This is a genomic window from Micromonospora sp. CNZ309, from assembly GCF_002846525.1.
The window spans coordinates 193,747-213,126 of the sequence record NZ_PJNG01000001.1; the positions used below are offsets into that span (position 1 = coordinate 193,747).

Below are 19,380 nucleotides of genomic sequence, written 5' to 3' on the forward strand. Positions count from 1 at the left end.
GGCAAGGAGGCGTGATGCTCTCCACCCGCGACCTGGTCGCCGGCTACGACGAGCGGACCGTGCTGGACGGGCTCGACCTGGAGCTGCCGGGCGACGCGTTCACGGTCATCGTCGGGCCGAACGCCTGCGGCAAGTCCACCCTGCTGCGTACCATGGCCCGCCTGCTCACGCCCCGGCGCGGCGCCGTGCTGCTGGACGGCACCGCCATCCGCGACCTGCCGACCCGCGAGGTCGCCCGCCGCCTCGGCGTGCTGCCGCAGAGCCCGCTGGTGCCGGAGGGCGTCACCGTGGCCGACCTGGTGGGCCGGGGCCGGCAGCCGTACCAGCGGTGGTGGCGGCAGTGGTCGGAGTCCGACGGCGTCGCCGTCGAGCAGGCCATGGCGCTCGCCGACGTGACCGGGCTGGCCGACCGGCCGGTGGACACCCTCTCCGGGGGGCAGCGGCAGCGCGTCTGGATCGCCATGACCCTCGCGCAGGACACCGAGGCGCTGCTGCTGGATGAGCCCACCACCTTCCTCGACCTCGCCCACCAGGTGGAGGTGCTGGACCTGCTGCACCGGCTGCGCGTCGAGCGGGGCCGCACCGTCGTCGCCGTGCTGCACGACCTCAACCAGGCCGCCCGCTACGCCGACCACCTGATCGCGATGCGCTCCGGCGCGGTGGTGGCCGCCGGGCCGCCCCGGGAGATCCTCACCGCCGACCTGGTCCGGGACGTCTTCGGCCTGGACTGCGTGGTCGTGCCCTGCCCGGTGACCGGGGCGCCCCTGGTGGTGCCCGCGCTCACCGGCGCCTCCCTGCCTCGCCCCTCGGCCGGGGCGGCGGCGACGCCGCTGACCGGCTCGTACCCCTCGAAAGGAATCTGATGCGTCGTCTCGCCGCCGCCCTCACCGCGGCCCTGGCTCTCGGCGTCGGTCTCACCGCCTGTGGTGAGAGCGACCCGGTCGCCGACACCACCACCGGGCAGACCCGGGAGATCACCCACGCCATGGGCACCACCAAGGTGCCGACGGAGCCCAAGCGGGTGGTCGTGCTCGACACCGACAAGATCGACACCGCCCTGACCCTCGGCGTCACACCGGTCGGCGCCGCCACCGCCGGCGAGGCGAGGAGCTGGCCGACCTACTTCGGCGAGGAGAAGCTCGCCGGCATCAAGGAGGTCGGGGTGCTCACCGAGCCCGACCTGGAGGCCATCAACGCCCTCAAGCCGGACCTCATCCTGGGCAGCAAGTTCCGCCAGGAGAAGTTCTACGACGAGCTGGCCGCCATCGCGCCGACCGTCTTCACCGAGAAGGTCGGCATCACCTGGAAGGAGAACTTCCTCTTCGACGGCGCGGCGCTCGGCAAGGAACAGCAGGCCAAGGACCTGCTGGCCGCGTACGAGACGCGGGCCAGGGAGTTCGGCGGCAAGCTCGGCGACGCCGCCGAGCGCAAGGTCTCCATCGTCCGCTTCATGCCGACCGAGATCCGGGTGTACGGGCCGGACTCGTTCTCCGGCATCGTCATCGGCGACACCGGCCTGGGCCGCCCCGAGCGCCAGCAGCTCACCGGCAAGGAGGACCGGCGGATGGACCGGGTCAGCCCGGAGCGCGTCGGCGAGGTCGACGGCGACGTCATCTTCGTGACCGCGTACGGCGAGAAGGCCGCCGCCGAGCAGGCCAAGGTCACCGGCGGGACGCTCTGGAAGGGGCTGTCGGCGGTCAAGGCGGGCAAGGCGCACGTCGTGTCCGACGAGATCTGGATGACCGGCATCGGCATCGGCGCCGCCAACAAGATCCTCGACGACCTGGCCAAGTACCTCACCGCCTGACCGGTACGCGCGCGGCAGCCCCCTACGGCTGCCGCGCGTCACCCGTCACGGACTCGCCGGCGGCGCGCCGCAGCGAGCGGTACCGGGGCAGGTCCTCGCGGGACGGCCCGTCCCGGCGCATCCGCTCCGCCGGCCGCACCGCCGGCTGGTCCGGCACCCGTGGTGCCTCCCCGCCCTGCGTGACCAGGTCCTCGGTCTCCTGGACCAGGTAGTGCGGCCGGCGCTTGGTCTCGTAGTAGATCCGGCCGATGTACTCCCCGATGACGCCCAGGATCGTCATCTGGATGCCGCCGAGACCGATCACGCTGACGATGATGGTGGTGTAGCCGGGAACGTCGATGCCCTTGCTGACGGCGTCGGCGACCACCCAGGCCATGTAGACCACCGCGATCAGGGTGAGGAACAGGCCGCCGTAGATCGCCAGACGCAGCGGCCGGTTGTTGAACGACAGCAGCCCGTCGAACGCGTAGTTGAACAGCTTGCCGAACGTCCACCTGCTCCGGCCCGTCTGCCGGGTCTGGTTGCCGTGCGCGACCACCACCGTGCGGAACCCGATCCAGGAGAACAGCCCCTTCGAGAAGCGGTTGTACTCGGGCATCGCCAGCACCGCGTCCACCGCGAGCCGGGACAGCAGCCGGAAGTCGCCCGCCCCGTCGAGCAGCCGCACGTCGATCCACCAGTTGACCAGCCGGTAGAAGGAGCGCGAGGCCAGCATCCGTACGAACCGGTCACCGCGCCGGTCCCGGCGGGCGATCACCTGGTCGAAGCCCTGCCGGTACAGCGCCACCATGTCGGGCAGCAGCCAGGGCGGGTGCTGGAGGTCGGCGTCCATGATCACGACCGCGTCGCCGGTGGCCCGCTCCAGCCCGGCCAGCATCGCCGCCTCCTTGCCGAAGTTGCGGCTCAGCGACGTGTACCGCACGCGGGGGTCGGCGGCGGCGAGCCGGCGCAGCGCCACGAGGGTGCCGTCGGAACTGCCGTCGTCGACGTACACCACCTCGATCTCGACGTCGGTCAGCTCCGCGACGGCGGCGTTCACCGCCGCGTGCAGCCGCTCCACCGAGGCCTCCTCGTTGAAGCAGGGCACCACCACCGACAGGCGCACGTCCGTCACCCCGTCCGGCCGGCGCCCGAGGACGCCCGGCGACGCCCACCGCGCCGCCGCGCGCCGGCCCGGTCAGAGGCGGTAGACCAGCACACCATCGATCTCCTCCCGGGTGATGCCCAGCCCGTCGTACGGCCGTTGCGCGATGCCCTCCCACGGGGTGCCGGCGGCCCAGCCCGGCAGGGCCACCACGGAGCGCACCCCGATGCCCCGCAGGTACGCCACGCTGCCCGCGTCGGGGAAGGCGGCCGTCGCGGCCCGGGTCTGTGCCTGGGTGACCGGCTCGAACCCGGCGAGCCCGTTCGTCACCCGGGGGAACCCGTCCGTGGTCCACGACATGAAGATCAGGTCGAGCGCGCCGCCGGCAGGCAGCACCAGCATCGGCTCCGCCGCCGTACGCATCGCCGCCGGCGGCGGGGGCACCTCCGGGTGCGCCGTCCGGTTGACCCCCTCCAGCCCCACGAGGGCCAGCGGCACCAGCAGCAGCACCGGCGCCAGGAACCTCGCCCGGCCGTGGGACGCCCACCGGCGCACCGCCGTGGCGAACACCGTCACCGCACCCGCCGCCAGCACCGCCAGCAGCAGGCTGGTCCAGTGCATCATCCGCCCCGGCGTACGCAACGCGTCCCAGCCCGGCAGGTGCTTCGACAGCGTCAGGTAACCCGGATCGCCGTCGCCGCCGAGGGTGACCCCCAGGCCCAGCAGCACCGTGCCGAGCACGCCGAGCGCCACCGCGACCCGACGCCGGGCCGGATAGACCGAGACGAACAGTCCCGCCGCGGCCAACGCGAGCAGGACCATCCCGGGCAGCAGTGCCATCTCCGGCGGCCAGGTCAGCTGTTCGCGGGCCGCCGCGTGCCGCTCGCCCCACCACCACGAGTCGGCCGGGGCGGTGACGAAGCCGATCAGCGGCGGCGAGAACATCTCCGTCCAGGCCAGCGACCGTTCGGCCTGCGGATTGAGGTCGACGACGCGCAGGTAGACCAGCCCCAGCAGCAGCGTCACCGCCCCGAAGACGGCCCCGCCGGCCAGGTCGGCGACCAGCAGCCGCCGGCCGAACGCGGGACGTCGCCCGCGCCGCCACCACGACCAGCCGTAGCCGCCGGCCCCGACCAGCACCGCGGCCAGCAGGAAGTACACCAGGGGCAGGCCGATGCCGAAGCCCAGGCTGATCTGCCAGGCGGCGACGAGCCACCCCGCGAGGGCCCAGCCCGGTCGCCGGCGCTCCGGGCGGTAGCCGTGCCGCAACGACCAGCCGTGGCCGCGCGCCAGCATCGCCAGGCACAGCGCGATCCCGCCGCTGGAGAGGATGTTGAGGTGCCCGGCGTGTGCCAGGCGCCAGGGCGCGTACGCCCACGCGACCCCGGCGACCGCCCCGCCCAGCCGCCCCGCCCCGAGCTGCCGGGCCAACGCGTACGCCCCGACGAAGGCCAGCGCGTGCACCAGCACGTACGCCACGTTGTAGCGGACCAGGGCGGCCTCGAAGCCCGAGCCGAGCATGCCGAGCGGGGCGTAGCCGAGCAGGGTGTCGCTGTAGGCGTACGTGTGGGTCTCGGGGAAGAACGTGTTGGAGTGCCAGAGGCCGCCCGGGTTGTTCAGCAGGGCGTGCCCGGCCCAGGCCATCTGCCACGTCTGCAACGTGGGGTCGCCGATGTCGCCGGGGATCGTGCTCGCCGGATGCCGCATCGTCGGCCAGGTCAGCACGACCGCCAGCAGCAGCCCGCCGAGCACCGCCAGCGTCCATTCGTGCCACAGCCATCGCCACCGCTCCCGCCGGCCGGGGGGCCCGGGCGCGGGCACCTGGTCGTCTTCGGCGATCTCGGCGGGTGGACGGGCGTCCATGGACCCGGTGGTCATGAAGATAGATGATTCACGATGCTGGACGTCATGTCGATCCGCCGCCCGGGATGTGGGCTTCCGCGCGGATCCCCGGTCGGCGCCCGGCCCGGCCATGTCGGCCGGGCCGGGCGAGCGGATCGGGTGGTGGGAAGGGATCAGGCGGCGGTGGCCCAGATGGCCCGGAAGGCCGCCGCCTCGCCGGCCAGCCAGCGCTCGATCTGCTCGGGGCGGGCGTCGGCGGGCATGCGGTGGGCCTCGCCCCGACGCACGTCGACCAGGACCGGCTCGGCGTGCGGGAGCACCGCGTCCATGTGCCGGGCCATCAGGTGCAGGGTGGCGAGCGTCGCCTCCTCGCTGGGCGGTGTCTCGTCGAAGTGCAGTCGGACGGCCTCGACGCGACCGTCGCCGTGCCGTACGCCGAACTGGGGGTTGACCTTGACGGGGAGGTCGCCCAGCATCGCGAGCGCGTCGCGGGTCTGGGCGAGGTCGACGTCCCTCGGCTCGCCGAGGGAACGCAGCCAGGCCGTCGCGCCGGGGACGAGGGCCTGGTAGAGCGGTCGCCAGCGGGGCTTGACCACGTCGACCACCTGGTCGAGGTGGGTGCCGCCGGTGTGGAAGGCGATGTCGGCCTTGAGCGCCTTGACGAACTGGCCGTGCGGGTTGAAGCCGGAGCGGCTGGCCCGCTGCTTGCGCAGCCCCCCGACGAAGGTGGCCTTCGTCGGGCCGGTGCGGTCGACGTAGCGGGTGAAGCCGAGCAGGGTGGCGTAGGGGGTGGGTGGGGCGGAGGCGGGCGTGGTCACGGGCGTCCTCCCAGGTCAGGACCTCGATTAGTACATACATTCTAATCGACGGGTGTGACATCTCCCAGGCTTTGCGGAGCGTTCCTCGGGCGTCCTGGTGACGGCGGGCACGATGGGAGGTCACGCCTGCCCCCGGAAGATCCACACCAGGTCGGCGGCCCCGCCGGGGCGCGCTGCGGCGCCGTCGCACGTGCCGGGAAATGTCCGCCCGGCCGCTGCGCCGTCGTGTGCGGCGCCCGTTCCCGAAGGGTTTTCCGCCCCGGACAGAAATAAAGGGAAAGGAGAGCGTCCGCCCCTTTCCCTTCTCAACTTATATCGCACCGGGGGGCTTGCGGCAAGACCCGGTCCGTGCCGCAGAATCACCCGGCCGAGGCCGCGAGCTGCGGAAACGGGACCAGCGAAAAGTGGCCGCCGTCGACGTACGGCCGAATGGAAACGTCGAGCCGATGGTCGGACGCCCGGTGCCCGCATGCGGCGTACGGCATCGCGGGCCAGGAGCCGGAACGAGAGTGGAGTTGCTGACGTGGATCGCCTGACGACCAGCGCGTTCGACCTTCCCGACCACCTCGCCGCCAAGGCCGATCCGATGCTGATCGCCGCCGACGAGCGGCACTTCGCGGCCGTCGCGCGGAGCATCGAGCGGACGGGCGCCGAGTTGTCCGACCGCCTCGACGCCGAGCGCCGGGCCCCCGGTGGCAAGGGCCGGCAGGCGGTGGACCGGGACATGGAGGTCCGTCGGCTGGCCGCCCGCCTGCGCACACTGCGCCGCTTCGGCGTGGACCTGTGCCTCGGCCGCATGGTCGGCGCCGACGATCCCACGCCCGTGTACGTCGGACGACGCGGCCTCACCGACGGCGCGGGCGGACGACTGCTGCTCGACTGGCGTTCCCCCGCGGCCGAACCGTTCTTCGCGGCGACCCACGCCAACCCGATGGGCCTGGCGAGTCGCCGCCGGTACCGCTGGACGCGCGGCCGGATCACCGACTACTGGGACGAGGTGTTCACCCCGGACGCCCTCGCGGGGCACGCCGTCACGCTCGACGACCAGTCCGCCTTCATCGCCAGCCTGGGGGCCAGCAGGTCGCCCCGGATGCGCGACGTGCTCGGCACGATCCAGGCCGACCAGGACGCCATCATCCGCGCGGGATCGAGCGGGGCGCTCGTCGTGGACGGCGGTCCCGGCACCGGCAAGACCGTCGTCGCGCTGCACCGCACCGCGTACCTGCTCTACGCCGACCCGCGCCTCGGTCACCGCCGGGGCGGCGTGCTGTTCGTCGGGCCGCACCAGCCCTACCTGGCGTACGTCTCCGACGTGCTGCCCAGCCTGGGGGAGGAGGAGGTGCAGACCTGCACCCTGCGTGACCTCGTGCCCGAGGGCGCCTCAGCGAGCGTCGAGACCGACCCGGAGGTGGCCCGGCTGAAGTCGTCGGCGGCGATGGCGAAGGCGATCGAGTCGGCCGTCAGGTTCTACGAGGAGCCGCCGACCGCACCGATGACGGTCAGCACGGACGAGGCCGACATCCGGCTGCGCGCCGCCGACTGGGCCGAGGCGTTCGAGGCGCCGGGGCCCGGCACCCCCCACAACGAGGCGCGCGACGAGGTCTGGGAGGAGCTGCTCACGATCCTGGTGCAGAAGTACGACGGCGACGAGCCCGACGAGCTGGTCCGCGCCTCGCTGCTGCGCAACCGGGAGCTGCGTACGGCGTTCAACCGGGCCTGGCCGCTGATCGAGGCGACCGACCTCGTCGGCGACCTGTGGTCGGTGCCCGCCTACCTGCGCCGGTGCGCTCCCTGGCTCAGCCCCGAAGAGGTCCGCACGTTGCAGCGCCCCGACGCCCGGGCCTGGACGGTGTCCGACCTGCCGCTGCTGGACGCGGCACGGCACCGGCTCGGCGACGCGGAGGCGTCCGGGCGCCGACGCCGGCAGGAGGCCGTCGTCGCCGTCGAACGCGCGCGCATGGCCGCCGTCGTCGACGACCTGATCGAGGCCGACACCTACGACGACGGCGAGGGCGTGCTGTCGAGCCTGCGCCAGCTGGACCTCCAGGACGCCCTGGTCGACGAGACCGCCCTGCCCCACGTCGAGCCGGACCTGCTCGCCGGACCGTTCGCCCACATCGTGGTGGACGAGGCTCAGGAGCTGACCGACGCCGAGTGGCAGATGCTGCTGCTGCGCTGCCCGTCGGGGAGCTTCACCATCGTCGGGGACCGCGCCCAGGCCCGGCGCGGCTTCACCGAGTCGTGGCGGGAACGGCTGGAGCGCATCGGGCTCGACCGGATCACCCTGACCTCCCTGACCGTCAACTACCGGACGCCGGAAGAGGTCATGGCGGAGGCCGAGCCCGTCATCCGGGCCGTGCTCCCCGACGCCAACGTGCCGACCTCCATCCGCGGCGGCGGCGCTCCCGTCGTACGCGGATCCGCCGCCGACCTGGGCCCGATCCTCGACACGTGGCTCGCCGCGCACGCCGAGGGGACCGCGTGCGTCATCGGCGATCCCACGTTCCGGGCGACGTCCCGGGTCCGGTCGCTGACGCCGGAGCTGGCGAAGGGGCTCGAGTTCGACCTGGTCGTCCTCGTCGACCCGGAGGCCTTCGGTGTCGGCGTCGAGGGAGCGGTCGACCGCTACGTCGCGATGACCCGCGCGACCCGGCAGCTCGTCGTCCTCACCACGTGACCGTGGGAGCGGCGTCCGGCCGGAGCCGCCGCGAGGGTCAGAGCTGCCCGACCGAGGTGATCCGGACGACCGCCGCACCCGCCTCGTCGGAGGCCGCGAGGTCGACCTCGGCGCTGATGCCCCAGTCGTGGTCCTCGTCGGGGTCGTCGAGGATCTGCCGGACCGTCCACCGTTCCCGACCCTGCTCGATCATCAGCAGCGCCGGGCCGCGCGCGTCCGGGCCCACCCCGATGGAGTCGTACGCCTCGAAGTACGGCTCCAGGGCGTCGGCCCAGGCGTCCGCGTCCCAGCCCGACGCGGCGTCCAGCTCGCCGAGGTCGTACCAGCGGCGCAGGGCGGCCAGCTCGACGCGGCGGAACAGGGCGTTGCGCACCAGCACCCGGAAGGCGCGGGCGTTACGGGTGACCGCCGGAACCCGGTCGTCCAGCGCCTCGGCGGCCTCGGCGGCGTCGGTGGGGTTGCGCAGCCGCTCCCACTCGTCGATGAGGCTGGAGTCGACCTGCCGGACCAGCTCGCCGAGCCACTCGATGAGGTCGATCAGCTCCTCGGTCTTGGCGTCCTCGGGCACCGTCTGGCGCAGCGTCTTGTACGCGTCGGCGAGGTAGCGCAGCACGAGGCCCTCGGAGCGGGTCAGCCCGTAGAACTGCACGTACTCGGTGAAGGTCATCGCCCGCTCGTACATGTCCCGCACGACGGACTTGGGGGAGAGCTGGTGGTCGGCCACCCACGGGTGCCCCTGCCGGTACATCTCGTACGCCGAGTCCAGCAGTTCCGCCAGCGGCTTCGGATGGGTCACGCCGTCGAGCAGTTCGAGGCGGGCCTCGTACTCGATGCCCTCTGCCTTCATGGCGGCGACCGCCTCGCCGCGGGCCTTGAACTGCTGTGCGGAGAGCACCTGGCGTGGGTCGTCGAGGATCGACTCGACGACCGAGAGCACGTCGAGGGCGTACGCGGGGGACTCGACGTCGAGCAGCTCGATCGTGGCCAGCGCCAGCGGGGAGAGCGGCTGGTTGAGGGCGAAGTCGAGCTGGAGGTCGACGGTGAGGCGGACCCGCCGGCCGGTCTCGTCGGGCTCGTCGAGCTGCTCGACGACGCCGCCCGCGCGCAGCGCCCGGTAGATGGCGATGGCGCGGCGGATGTGCCGGCGCTGGGCGGCACGCTCCTCGTGGTTGTCGGTGAGCAGGTGGCGCATCGCGGCGAACGCGTCGCCGGGGCGGCCGATGACGTTGAGCAGCATCGAGTGGCTGACGTGGAAGCTGGAGGTAAGCGGCTCCGGCTCGGCCTCGACGAGGCGGTCGAAGGTGGGCTTCCCCCAGCCGATCGACCCCTCCGGCGGCTTCTTGCGCACCACCTTGCGCCGCTTCTTCGGGTCGTCGCCGGCCTTGGCGAGCGCCTTCTCGTTCTCGATGACGTGCTCGGGGGCCTGCACGACGACCCGGCCGACGGTGTCGAACCCGGCCCGCCCGGCGCGCCCGGCGATCTGGTGGAACTCGCGGGCCTTGAGCAGCCGGGTGCGCACCCCGTCGTACTTGGACAGGCCGGTGAACAGCACGGTGCGGATGGGCACGTTGATGCCCACCCCGAGCGTGTCGGTGCCGCAGATGACCTTGAGCAGGCCGGCCTGGGCCAGGGTCTCGACGAGCCGGCGGTACTTGGGCAGCATCCCGGCGTGGTGCACGCCGATGCCGTGCCGCACCAGCCGGGACAGGGTCTTGCCGAAGCCGGAGGTGAACCGGAAGTTTCCGATCGCGGTGGCGATCATGTCCTTCTCGGCGCGGGTGCAGACGTTGACGCTCATCAGGGCCTGCGCGCGTTCCAGGGCGGCGGCCTGGGTGAAGTGCACGACGTAGACGGGTGCCTGCTTCGTCTCCAGCAGCTCCTCGAGGGTCTCGTGCAGCGGCGTCATCGCGTACGAGAAGATCAGCGGAACCGGCCGCTCGGCGGAGCGGACGACGGCGGTGGGTCGGCCGGTGCGCCGGGTCAGGTCGTCGACGAAGCGGGTGGTGTCGCCCAGCGTGGCGGACATCAGGACGAACTGCGCCTGCGGCAGCTCGATCAGCGGCACCTGCCACGCCCAGCCCCGGTCGGGCTCGGCGTAGAAGTGGAACTCGTCCATGATCACCTGGCCGACGTCGGCGCGTTCGCCCTCGCGCAGCGCGAGGTTGGCCAGGATCTCGGCGGTGCAGCAGATGATCGGCGCGTCGGCGTTGACGCTGGCGTCGCCGGTCAGCATGCCGACGTTGTCGGCGCCGAAGACCTCGCAGAGGGCGAAGAACTTCTCCGACACCAGCGCCTTGATCGGGGCGGTGTAGAAGGTCGTCCGGTCGTCGGCCAGGGCCGCGAAGTGCGCCGCGATGGCGACCAGGCTCTTGCCGGACCCGGTCGGCGTGTTCATGATCAGGTTGGCGCCGGAGACGATCTCGATGACCGCCTCCTCCTGATGGGGATAGAGGTCGAGGCCGCGCTCCTTCGCCCAGCCGGCGAACGCGTCGAAGAGGGTGTCGGGGTCGGCGCTTGTCGGCAGCGCGGCGGTGAGCGTCATAGCGCGTCCATGGTGCCTGGATCATGCCCCCGAGCGCCAACCGGCCGGGCGGGCGAGGCGGGGAAGGGCCGCTTCGGCGCCCGAGCGGCCCCCGCCGTCACGACCGGCGGTGGATCAGGTCGAAGATCGGGCGGTCCGCCCGCAGGGCCCGGCGCTCGAACTTGGTGACCGGGCGGTGGGCGGGGCGGGGCGCGAAGCCGTCGTGCGCGTCGACCAGCCCCGGGTCGGCGTCCAGGGTGGCCCGCATCGCCTCGGCGTACTCGGCCCAGTCGGTGGCGCAGTGCAGGGTGCCGCCGGGCGCAAGCCGGGAGCGCAGCAGCGCGACGTGGGCCGGCTGGATGATCCGCCGCTTGTGGTGCCGGGACTTGGGCCAGGGGTCGGGGAAGAAGACGTGCACGGCGTCCAGCGACGCCTCCGGCAGGCCCGCCACGAGGTCCAGGGCGTCACCCTGGGCCACCCGTACGTTGCGCAGGCCGTGCCGCTGGACCAGGTCCAGCAGGTTGGCGATTCCGGGCGTGTGGACCTCGACCGCCAGATAATCTCGGTCGGGGTCGGCGGCGGCCATCTCGGCCGTGGTGTCGCCCATCCCGGAACCGATCTCCAGCACCAGCGGGGCACGTCGGCCGAACAGGGTGGACAGGTCCACGGGCGTGCCGGGCCGCTCCGGGACGTGCAGGCCGTAGACCGGCCAGAGCCGGTCGAGGGCCTCCGTCTGGCGGCTGCTCATCCGGCCACGGCGCGGGTGGAAGGTCCGGATCGTCCGGGCGGCGGGCGGCGCGGGGACGGCGGCGGGGAAGTCGGTGGAGGTCACAACGACCTGAGCGTACGCGACGACCGCGCCGAATCGGATGTGATGTTCGCCCGGGGATGAGAGGATCCATCCCGTACGGCGGGCCGGGTGCCTGGTGTTGCCCCGGCGCTGCCCCAACGCGCCGGGAGGGGGCGTCGTGTCGGTGCACCGTGGCGGTGTGGCGCTCGCGATCGCGACCGTGGTCGTCGGGCCGCTGCTCGCGGCCGCGCCCGCCCTCGCCGGTGCGCCCCAGCCGGGGCCGCCGGGGCCGAACGTCTTCGTCGAGGTCAGCCCGAGCACGGTCGAGCCGGGGTTCCTCGTGGGGATCCGGGCCAGTTGCCGCAACAACTCCGTTCCCGCCACCGTGGTCTCGGACGCCTTCGGTCGGGTGCAGGTGCAGCCGCAGGGCGGCACGTTGACCGCCGCGCCGATGGTGCGGGAGCGCACCCGCCCCGGCAACTACCGGATCAAGCTGGAGTGCCGCGACGGCGAGACCGCCTCGACCATGCTCCAGGTCGTCAAGGCCGTGCAGCCCAGCCGCGGCCCGGCCACCGGGTTCGGCGGTGGCGCCGGCGGCTTCACCGGCGGGCTGCTGCTTCCGGGTGGTCTCGCCCTGACCGTGACCGGCATCGTGCTCGCGGTCCGGGCGGCGCGCCGTCCGCGTACCGCCCGTGGCGCCGCCCGACGCTGAGCCGCCTCATGGCCACCACGCCCGCCCCGCAGCCGGCCGCCGCAGCGGCCCGGGGGCCACGGCCGTCCGGACGCCGCCCCTGGTCGGTGCCGCTGGCGGTGGTGCTGGTGCTGGCCGGGGTATTCGCCACCGGCGCGGGGCTGGGGCGCACCGCCGGGCCGCTCGACTGGGCCGCCGGCGGCGGGCAGGAGCGGCCGGCGCGCAGCGGGAGCGGGGCACTGTCGGCCAGTCGGCCGGTGCGCCTGTCGGTACCCGCGATCGAGGTGTCCGCCCCGGTCGCCCCCGTGGGTCAGGCACGGGACGGGTCGATCGCCGTACCGCCGCTGGAGCGTGCCGACGAGACCGGCTGGTACGACCGGGGCCCCACCCCGGGCGAGCCGGGCCCGTCGGTCATCGTCGGGCACGTGGACACCAAGCGCGGCCCGGCGGTCTTCTACGACCTGCACAAGCTGCGCCCGGGCGACACCGTCGACGTGACCCGGGCCGACGGCTCGGTCGTGGTGTTCAAGGTCGACTCCGTGGAGCACTTCCCCAAGGAGCGGCTGCCGGCGGAACGGGTCTACGGCGACGAGGGCCCGCCGGGCCTGCGCCTGATCACCTGCGGCGGCGACTGGCTCGGCGGCCGGACGGGCTACGCCGACAACATCATCGCCTTCGCCACCCTGCTCTCCTCCCGCCCCGCCTGAGCGGCGCGAGGGCGCGTCAGGACCGGCCGGGGACCTGCTGGACGACCTCGAACTCCAGGAGGGTGGCGCCGGCGGCGACCGGGGGGCGCTTCTCGCCGGCGTGGGCGGCACGCGACGGGCCGGCGGCCCACGCCTGATAGGCCTCCTCGGTCTCCCACCGGGTGTACACGAAGTAGCGGTTCTCGCCCGCGACGGGACGCAGCAGCTCGAAGCCGAGGAAGCCGGGGGAGTTCTCCACTGCTCCCGCCCGGGCGGCGAACCGCTTCTCCAGTTCCTCGCCCGCGCCGGGAGGAACGTCGATTGCGTTGATCTTCACGACTGCCATGGCTCCACCCTACGGTCTGTCCCACGAACCGTGACTGGCTGCGCCGGACCTCGCCGGTCGGCGGTGTAGTCGTTCGATCCCGATACCCCGCAGGCATCTTTATGCCCTACAGGTATCAGCGTTCCGGTGGCAGTGGTCCATCAGCCTCACGCGCCTCCGGAACACGCCCTGGCGACGGCGCCGGGGCTCAGAACGACTCGACCGCCGGAACCAGGTCGGCGTCGAGGACGATCGGCGCGTGGTCGGAGGGGCCCTTGCCCTTGCGGGCCTCCCGGTCCACGTACGCCGAGCGGACCGCCCGGGCGAACGGTGCCGAGGCGTACACGAGGTCGATCCGCATGCCCTTGTTCTGGTGGAACATGCCCGCCCGGTAGTCCCAGTAGGTGAACGGGTGCGGGCCCTTCATCGGGGTGGGCACCACGTCGCGGAGCCCGAGGTCGCGCAGCGCCGCGAGGGCCGCCCGCTCCGCCGGGGTGACGTGCGTGGAGTGGGTGAACACCGCCGGGTCCCAGACGTCGGCGTCGGTGGGCGCCACGTTGAAGTCGCCGCAGACCGCCAGCGGCAGGCCGCCGGTCAGCTCCGCCTCCAGCGCGTCGCGCAGCGCCGCGAACCAGGCCAGCTTGTACGCGTAGTGCGGGTCGTCCGGGGCCCGGCCGTTCGGCACGTACACCGACCAGACCCGGACCCCGTCGCAGGTCGCCGAGATGGCCCGGGCCTCCGGCTCGGGGAAGCCCGGTTCCCCGGGGAACCCCACCGTCACGTCGGCCAGGCCGACCCGGGACAGGATCGCCACCCCGTTCCACCGGCCGTCGCTGTGGCTGGCCACCGTGTAGCCCAGCTCGCCCACCTCGGCCACCGGGAAGGCGCCGTCCGGGCACTTCGTCTCCTGTAGGCAGACGACGTCCGGCCCGGTGCCGGCCAGCCAGTCCAGCAGCCGGGGCAGGCGGGCCTTCACCGAGTTCACGTTCCAGGTCGCCAGACGCATGTGACCAGCCTGCCCCATCCCCACGCGCGTCGCCGGGTCAGCTGCCCGGGGTGTCGCCCGGGCGGGTCTGCTCGGCCAGGAACCGCTCCAGCTCGGCGCCCAGCTCGTCGGCGGTGGGCAGCGGCCCGGCCTCGGCGGCGAGCAGGTTCTTCTCGCCCCGGCCGCGCGCGAACGCGTCGTACTGCTCCTCCAGGGCCTGCACCAGTTGGGCGGCGTCGTCGGTCTGGGCGACCTGCCGGTCGATCTCCACCCGGACCACCTCGGCCGCCGAGCGCAGGCCGTCGCGGGGCAGCAGCAGCCCGGTGCTGCGCGACACGGAGGCGAGCAGCACCTCGGCGGCGGCCGGGTATTCCGTCTGCGCCACGTAGTGCGGCACGTGGGCGGCGAAGCCGAGGGCGTCGCGGCCCAGCTCGCCGAGGCGGTACTCCAGCAGGTGGCCGACGCTGCCCGGCACCTGCACGCGCTGCAACCACGGCTCGTAGCCGGCGATCAGCTCGCGGCGGGTGGCGTGTGCGGTCACCCCGGCCGGCCGGGTGTGCGGCACGGCCATCGGGATCGAGTTGAGCCCGACGGTGAGCCGGACGTCCAGCCGTGCGGAGATGCCGGCCACCGCGGCCACGAAGCGCTCCCACTGCAGGTCCGGCTCCGGGCCGGTGAGCAGCAGGAAGGGGGTCTCGTCGTCGTCGCGGAGCAGGTGCAGCTCCAGCTCCGGGGCGTCGTACGCCTCCCAGTGGTCCTCGACGAAGGTCATCACCGGGCGGCGCGAGCGGTAGTCGAAGAGCTGGTCGACGTCGAAGCGGGCGATCGGGCGGGCGTCCAGGGAGGTGAGCAGCTGCTCCCTGGCCAGTCGGGTGGCGCTGCCGGCGTCGACGAAGCCGGTGAGGGTCTGGATCAGCACCGGCTGACCGAGGTCGGGCAGATCGTCGGTGAGCTCGTAGAGCTCGTGTGGGTCGAGCACCGGTGCGGACCTCCCTGGTTGTGCGTACGGGTCGCCGTGCGGAGACGGCACCCGGTTCGGGAAACGTACCCGCCATCCTCGTGCATTCCGCGCCGCGCCCCGCCACGGGTCGCCACCTGACCAGTAATCGGGCGTATGCCCGCAAGCCCACCGTCGGGCGACGAGGCATGGCCGTCAGGGTGACCAGACTATCGACCGAACGGGGGAGTTTGTAGATCATGGGCCGGTCGCCGGTGGTTTGTCCGCGTTCCGGGCGCCCCGTGTCGCCCCGGGGCCCTGCCGAGGTCTGACCGGTCCGCGAGGTGCGTCCCGACGGCTGCCCGGCTCGGCACGGGCGTCCACCCGACCTGGGCCATATCGTGAGGAAAGCCACGAGATCACCTCGGGTGCTCGGCCTGTCGGCCTGCCTAGCCTCGGCTGATGCCTGACGACCGCACCCTCGATGACCAGCTCGCCCCGAGCGAGCCGATCGACCGTTCGGACGATACCCCCTCGTGCGTTCGGTCAACCAGTCTGCGCGCCGCGGCGTACGCCCGCCTGCTGACGCGCGGGCCCGCCCGGGCCCGGATCGTCCTCGCCACCGGCGTCCTGTGCTGCCTCGGGCTGACCGCCGTCGCGCAGGGCGCGCGGGACGGATCCGCCGACCCCACACCCGCCCCTGCCCCCTCCGCGCTCGCCGAGCGCGCCGAGCCGGACCCCGCCTCCCGCAGCCTGGAGCGCGTCGCCGTCTCCGCCAGCCCCACCCGCACCGCCGACCCGGACACCACCACCCCCGCCCCGAAGAAGACCACCCGCAAGCCGGTCGACCCCGCCCCGGTGGTCGGGCTCGACAACGCCCAGATGGAGAACGCCGAGGAGATCGTGCGGACCGGACGCGAGATGGGGATGCCCCGGCGCGCGCTGGTGATCGCGGTCGCCACCGCGATGCAGGAGAGCAACCTCTACAACGTCGCCAGCGGGGTGCTTCCCGAGTCGCGCGAGTACCCGCACCAGGGCATCGGGTGGGACCACGACTCGGTCGGGCTGTTCCAGCAGCGCTCCAGCAGCGGCTGGGGCGAGGTCGGCGACCTGATGGACCCGGAGTTCGCCACCCGGCAGTTCCTCTCGGCGCTGGCGCGGGTGCCGGGTTGGCAGCAGATGCGGCTCACCGATGCCGCCCAGGCGGTGCAGATCTCCGCCTATCCGGAGCACTACGCCAAACACGAGTGGCGCGCCACCAAGGTCGTCGCGGCGTGCCTGGAGGCCGGGCAGTAGGCTCTCACCGACCATAGTGGACGGTTGCGGTTCGGGCATCCGGGGTACAGGTGTTGTCGCTCCGAGGTACACATGGAACAGGCGCCACCGACTGGAGGACGACATGTCACTGATGCAGCGGATCACCACCTTCCTGCGCTCGCCCAAGGGCCAGCAGATGGTCGACCGAGGCCGGCGCGAGCTGGCCAAGCCCGGCACCCAGCAGAAGCTGAGGGGCCTCGCGGCCAAGTTCCAGAACCGCCGCTGACCGTCACCGACGCCCTCTCCGACCCCCGGGAGACCCTGTGACCGATTCCGTGCCCACCGACGACCAGCCCGTCGCCGGGGAACCGCAGCCGCCGGCCGTGGTTCCGGCACCGACGCAGGAGGCCACCGAGGCGCCGCCGCTGAAGCTCTGGGACCGGATGCGGGAGGACCCGCAGTACGCCCCGGAGCACCTCGCCCTGGAGGCCGTACGCCGGCTGGGGCCGGAGGCGGCGCAGTGGGCCGCGCGGGCCCGGGCCGAGCAGCCCGGGGCCACCGCCGAGGCCCTGGCGGAGCAGGCGGTACGCAAGTTCGTCAACCACGCCCGCCTCTCCGGGGCGGTCTCGGGCGCCGCCGGGCTGCCCGGTGCCGTGATCGACGTGGGGGTGCTGGCCTGGACCCAGGCCCGGATGGTGCTGCACATCGCCGCCGCGTACGGCGTCGACCCGCTGCACGGCGACCGGGCCACCGACCTGCTGGTGTTGCAGAAGGTGCACAAGGTCGCCGAGAGCGCCCGGCTCGCGCTCGGGGTGGCCGCCGGTCGGGAGCGCGCCGGGGCCCTCTTCGGCAGCGGCGGGCAGAACCCGCTCGGCAAGGTGATGCTGCGCCTCGGCGTACGCCTGGCCCAGATGGCCGGGGTGCGCGCGGCGAAGCGGGTCTTCGCCAAGGTGGTGCCGGGTGCGGCGATCGTCCTGGGCACGTGGGCCAACTCGTCGGCCACCAAGGACCTCGCGGTGCGTTCCCGCGCCCTCTACCGGCAGCACGGCGGGCCCAGCGTCCCCGAACCCCGCCGGCCCTGATCCGGGCCCCTCGACGCCGCCTGCGCGCCCGGCCCGGACGGGCCGGTGCGCCGGGTGGTGGGGTCAGGAGCCGAGGCCCGAGGCGCGCCACGCCACGTCGGCCAGGCGGTCCTGCCCCGCGGCGTTCGGGTGGAACCAGTCCAGCGGGTTGACCAGCTCCAGGTCGAACCGCACCCGGTGCACCGCCCCGCCGTCGTGCCGGCAGCGCGAGCCGTACGCCTTGCAGGCGGCGGCGAGCTGCGTGTTGTAGTCGGCGATGCGCTCCCGCACGGCCGCCCGGCGCGCCCGGTCGAGCGGATCCGTCGAGGTGGGGTTCGCCAGCAGCGCCGGGCAGACACCCCGCTTCCAGGCCCGTACCGCCCGCGCGTCGGTGTGCCCGACCTCCCAGAGCCGGTGCAGGTTCGGCACGCTCACCACCAGCACCCGGGCCTTCGGCCGGCCCTGCCGCAGCACCCGCAGGCCGCGGTCGACGTCGGCGCGGAACTGCTTGACCGGGGTCATCGCCTCGATGCCGCCCCGGCACACGTCGTTGGCGCCGACCAGCACGGTGACGTGGTCGACGCGGTCGCGTACCGCCCGCTGGGCCTGTCCCTCCAGGGACGCCGCGCGGGCCCCGGGGCTGGCGTGGTTGTGGGCCCGGCCCCGGATCGCCGGGTTCCGGTCGAGCAGGCGCCGGTAGAGGCTGTCGACGCGTAGCCCGTCGCCGGTGGACCAGGAGTTGCGCTCGCACGAGACGAGCACCAGGCAGGAGCCGAACCCGGTGCTGATCGAGTCGCCGAGGGCCGCGATGCCGCCGGCCGAGCCGGGCGACGGGGTGTCCCGGGGCGGGCGGGATCCCGGCTCCCCACCGCCCTCACAGGCGAGCGCGACCAGCGCCAGCAGGCAGGCGGCCACGGTGACCCAACGTCGAGGCATACCATCCCCAGTCCCGCAGCGGAGAGCGACAGCGCGGCAACTCTAAGCGCGGGCCTGCCGGGGTGGCCCGCCGCTGTCGACTATGCGGCAGACGGCTGTTCCGGCGCGGCTCCGCGTGCTAGGTGCGCGCGGATCGCGGGCCGGGCGGCGGGCGGCGTGCCGGGCGGGACCAGCGCCGCGGACGGAGGTCAGCGCGCCACGTGCCAGGGCGCGGCCTGGCCGTGCAGCCACCAGTGCAGGGCCCGGGTGATCCGGGGCAGCACCAGGTAGGTCATCAGCGGGGTCAGCGTGAGGGTCATCAGGAGCACCCGGGCGGCCAGCGGCACGTCCGGTAGGAAGCGGCTGGTGAGCAGCGTCGCGGTCAGGCTGAGCGGGAAGAACGCCAGCCAGATGGTCACCGCCTGCTTCCAGCGCGGTGGGGAGGGCGGCGGGACCGTCGGCTCGGCGCTGACCGGCACGGTCTGCGCCAGGTGCTCCCGCGGCGGGTCGAACCAGCCCTCGACGCCGGTACGCCGCTCGACCCGGGTGTGCTCGACGATGCCCTGCGCGGAGGAGAGCCACCAGTGCCGCTGCGGGGACTCCTCCCAGCGGCGCAGCGTGTCGTGGTCGGCGAAGCGGTAGATGATGTGCCACTCCCCGGAGCCGGGCGCGCTGCGTACCCAGCCGGACCCGAGGAACCCCGGGAACGCCTCGGCCAGCGCCGTGCCGGCCCGCATCCAGGCCACCATCTCGCTGGTCCGGGCCGGGTCGGTGCGCCGGGCGACGGCGACAGTCACCGGCAGCGCGTGGGTCATCGTCATACCGGCCATCCTCTCCGGTCGGAGCCGGTTCGACAGGCTCACCGGGCGCCGGTGTAACGCACCCCACCAGCGGGGTGACGCGGCCCACCGGCAGGGCTGGCGGCGGGGCCGACGAGGGCGCCCGGGGAGCCGACCGGCCGGGGCGGGTTAAGCGGGTCGATCG

General features: G+C 73.5%; 18 protein-coding genes. 8 read left to right on the forward strand and 10 right to left on the reverse strand.

What is annotated here, in order from left to right:
• The first annotated feature begins 14 nt into the window (after positions 1-14).
• Both CLT72_RS00865 and CLT72_RS00870 read left to right on the forward strand, forming a co-directional pair.
• Positions 15-863 carry an ABC transporter ATP-binding protein gene (locus tag CLT72_RS00865; protein ID WP_101409096.1) on the forward strand — a complete coding sequence of 283 codons (849 nt, stop codon included), beginning with the start codon at positions 15-17 and terminating at the stop codon, positions 861-863.
• The gene (locus CLT72_RS00870; protein ID WP_101409097.1) at positions 863-1,807 is read left to right on the forward strand and encodes an ABC transporter substrate-binding protein; all 945 of its coding nucleotides are present in this window, start codon (positions 863-865) and stop codon (positions 1,805-1,807) included. The genes CLT72_RS00865 and CLT72_RS00870 overlap by 1 nt, the downstream gene beginning before the upstream one ends.
• A 22-nt stretch (positions 1,808-1,829) precedes the next feature.
• On the opposite strand, the gene CLT72_RS00875 is transcribed toward CLT72_RS00870, so the two are convergent.
• From CLT72_RS00875 to CLT72_RS00885, 3 genes are all read right to left on the reverse strand, one after another.
• Positions 1,830-2,921 (reverse strand): glycosyltransferase family 2 protein, encoded by a 1,092-nt coding sequence (locus tag CLT72_RS00875; protein WP_486484162.1) that lies wholly within the window; start codon positions 2,919-2,921, stop codon positions 1,830-1,832.
• A 63-nt stretch (positions 2,922-2,984) separates the two neighbouring features.
• Complete coding sequence (locus CLT72_RS00880) at positions 2,985-4,754, reverse strand: hypothetical protein (RefSeq protein ID WP_396801779.1); 1,770 nt, start codon at positions 4,752-4,754, stop codon at positions 2,985-2,987.
• A 152-nt stretch (positions 4,755-4,906) separates the two neighbouring features.
• Positions 4,907-5,551: a hypothetical protein gene (locus CLT72_RS00885; RefSeq protein ID WP_101409099.1), complete on the reverse strand. Its 645-nt coding sequence runs from the start codon at positions 5,549-5,551 to the stop codon at positions 4,907-4,909.
• Between the two features lie 532 nt (positions 5,552-6,083).
• On the opposite strand from CLT72_RS00885, the gene helR reads away from it, so the two are divergent.
• Complete coding sequence (gene helR, locus CLT72_RS00890; protein WP_199184688.1) at positions 6,084-8,228, forward strand: RNA polymerase recycling motor ATPase HelR; 2,145 nt, start codon at positions 6,084-6,086, stop codon at positions 8,226-8,228.
• A 37-nt stretch (positions 8,229-8,265) separates the two neighbouring features.
• On the opposite strand, the gene CLT72_RS00895 is transcribed toward helR, so the two are convergent.
• Positions 8,266-10,770, reverse strand: coding sequence for a DEAD/DEAH box helicase (locus CLT72_RS00895; protein WP_101409101.1), 2,505 nt, complete (start codon positions 10,768-10,770; stop codon positions 8,266-8,268).
• 97 nt (positions 10,771-10,867) lie between these two features.
• Positions 10,868-11,581, reverse strand: a complete 714-nt coding sequence (gene trmB / locus CLT72_RS00900; RefSeq protein ID WP_101409102.1) for a tRNA (guanosine(46)-N7)-methyltransferase TrmB — start codon at positions 11,579-11,581, stop codon at positions 10,868-10,870.
• A gap of 142 nt (positions 11,582-11,723) precedes the next feature.
• Between trmB and CLT72_RS00905 the strand changes: the two genes are divergently transcribed.
• Together CLT72_RS00905 and CLT72_RS00910 are read left to right on the forward strand one after the other, a co-directional pair.
• A complete protein-coding gene (locus CLT72_RS00905; protein ID WP_089001123.1) occupies positions 11,724-12,251 on the forward strand; it encodes a hypothetical protein in 528 nt (175 codons plus the stop codon).
• A gap of 8 nt (positions 12,252-12,259) precedes the next feature.
• Positions 12,260-12,937, forward strand: coding sequence for a class F sortase (locus CLT72_RS00910; RefSeq protein ID WP_101409103.1), 678 nt, complete (start codon positions 12,260-12,262; stop codon positions 12,935-12,937).
• A gap of 16 nt (positions 12,938-12,953) precedes the next feature.
• Here the strand turns inward: CLT72_RS00910 and CLT72_RS00915 are convergent, their stop codons facing one another.
• The 3 genes from CLT72_RS00915 to CLT72_RS00925 all read right to left on the reverse strand — a co-directional run bounded on the left by CLT72_RS00915 (position 12,954) and on the right by CLT72_RS00925 (position 15,205).
• Positions 12,954-13,262, reverse strand: a complete 309-nt coding sequence (locus CLT72_RS00915; protein ID WP_101409104.1) for an antibiotic biosynthesis monooxygenase family protein — start codon at positions 13,260-13,262, stop codon at positions 12,954-12,956.
• Positions 13,263-13,449: 187 nt separating this feature from the next.
• Complete coding sequence (locus CLT72_RS00920) at positions 13,450-14,247, reverse strand: exodeoxyribonuclease III (RefSeq protein ID WP_101409105.1); 798 nt, start codon at positions 14,245-14,247, stop codon at positions 13,450-13,452.
• Between the two features lie 37 nt (positions 14,248-14,284).
• Positions 14,285-15,205, reverse strand: coding sequence for a proteasome assembly chaperone family protein (locus CLT72_RS00925; RefSeq protein ID WP_101409106.1), 921 nt, complete (start codon positions 15,203-15,205; stop codon positions 14,285-14,287).
• 420 nt (positions 15,206-15,625) lie between these two features.
• Between CLT72_RS00925 and CLT72_RS00930 the strand changes: the two genes are divergently transcribed.
• The 3 genes from CLT72_RS00930 (at position 15,626) to CLT72_RS00935 (ending at position 17,502) form a co-directional block, all read left to right on the forward strand.
• Entirely contained in the window at positions 15,626-16,459 is an 834-nt protein-coding gene (locus CLT72_RS00930; protein WP_101409107.1) for a peptidase M23, read from the forward strand.
• Between the two features lie 103 nt (positions 16,460-16,562).
• Positions 16,563-16,706 (forward strand): hypothetical protein, encoded by a 144-nt coding sequence (locus tag CLT72_RS32090; RefSeq protein ID WP_172896546.1) that lies wholly within the window; start codon positions 16,563-16,565, stop codon positions 16,704-16,706.
• Between the two features lie 37 nt (positions 16,707-16,743).
• Positions 16,744-17,502: an EcsC family protein gene (locus tag CLT72_RS00935; protein ID WP_101409108.1), complete on the forward strand. Its 759-nt coding sequence runs from the start codon at positions 16,744-16,746 to the stop codon at positions 17,500-17,502.
• A gap of 63 nt (positions 17,503-17,565) precedes the next feature.
• Here CLT72_RS00935 and CLT72_RS00940 read toward each other — a convergent pair whose 3' ends face one another.
• Positions 17,566-18,417, reverse strand: coding sequence for a GDSL-type esterase/lipase family protein (locus CLT72_RS00940; RefSeq protein ID WP_101409109.1), 852 nt, complete (start codon positions 18,415-18,417; stop codon positions 17,566-17,568).
• 188 nt (positions 18,418-18,605) lie between these two features.
• Entirely contained in the window at positions 18,606-19,217 is a 612-nt protein-coding gene (locus tag CLT72_RS00945; RefSeq protein WP_101409110.1) for an antibiotic biosynthesis monooxygenase, read from the reverse strand.
• Positions 19,218-19,380 lie beyond the last annotated feature (163 nt).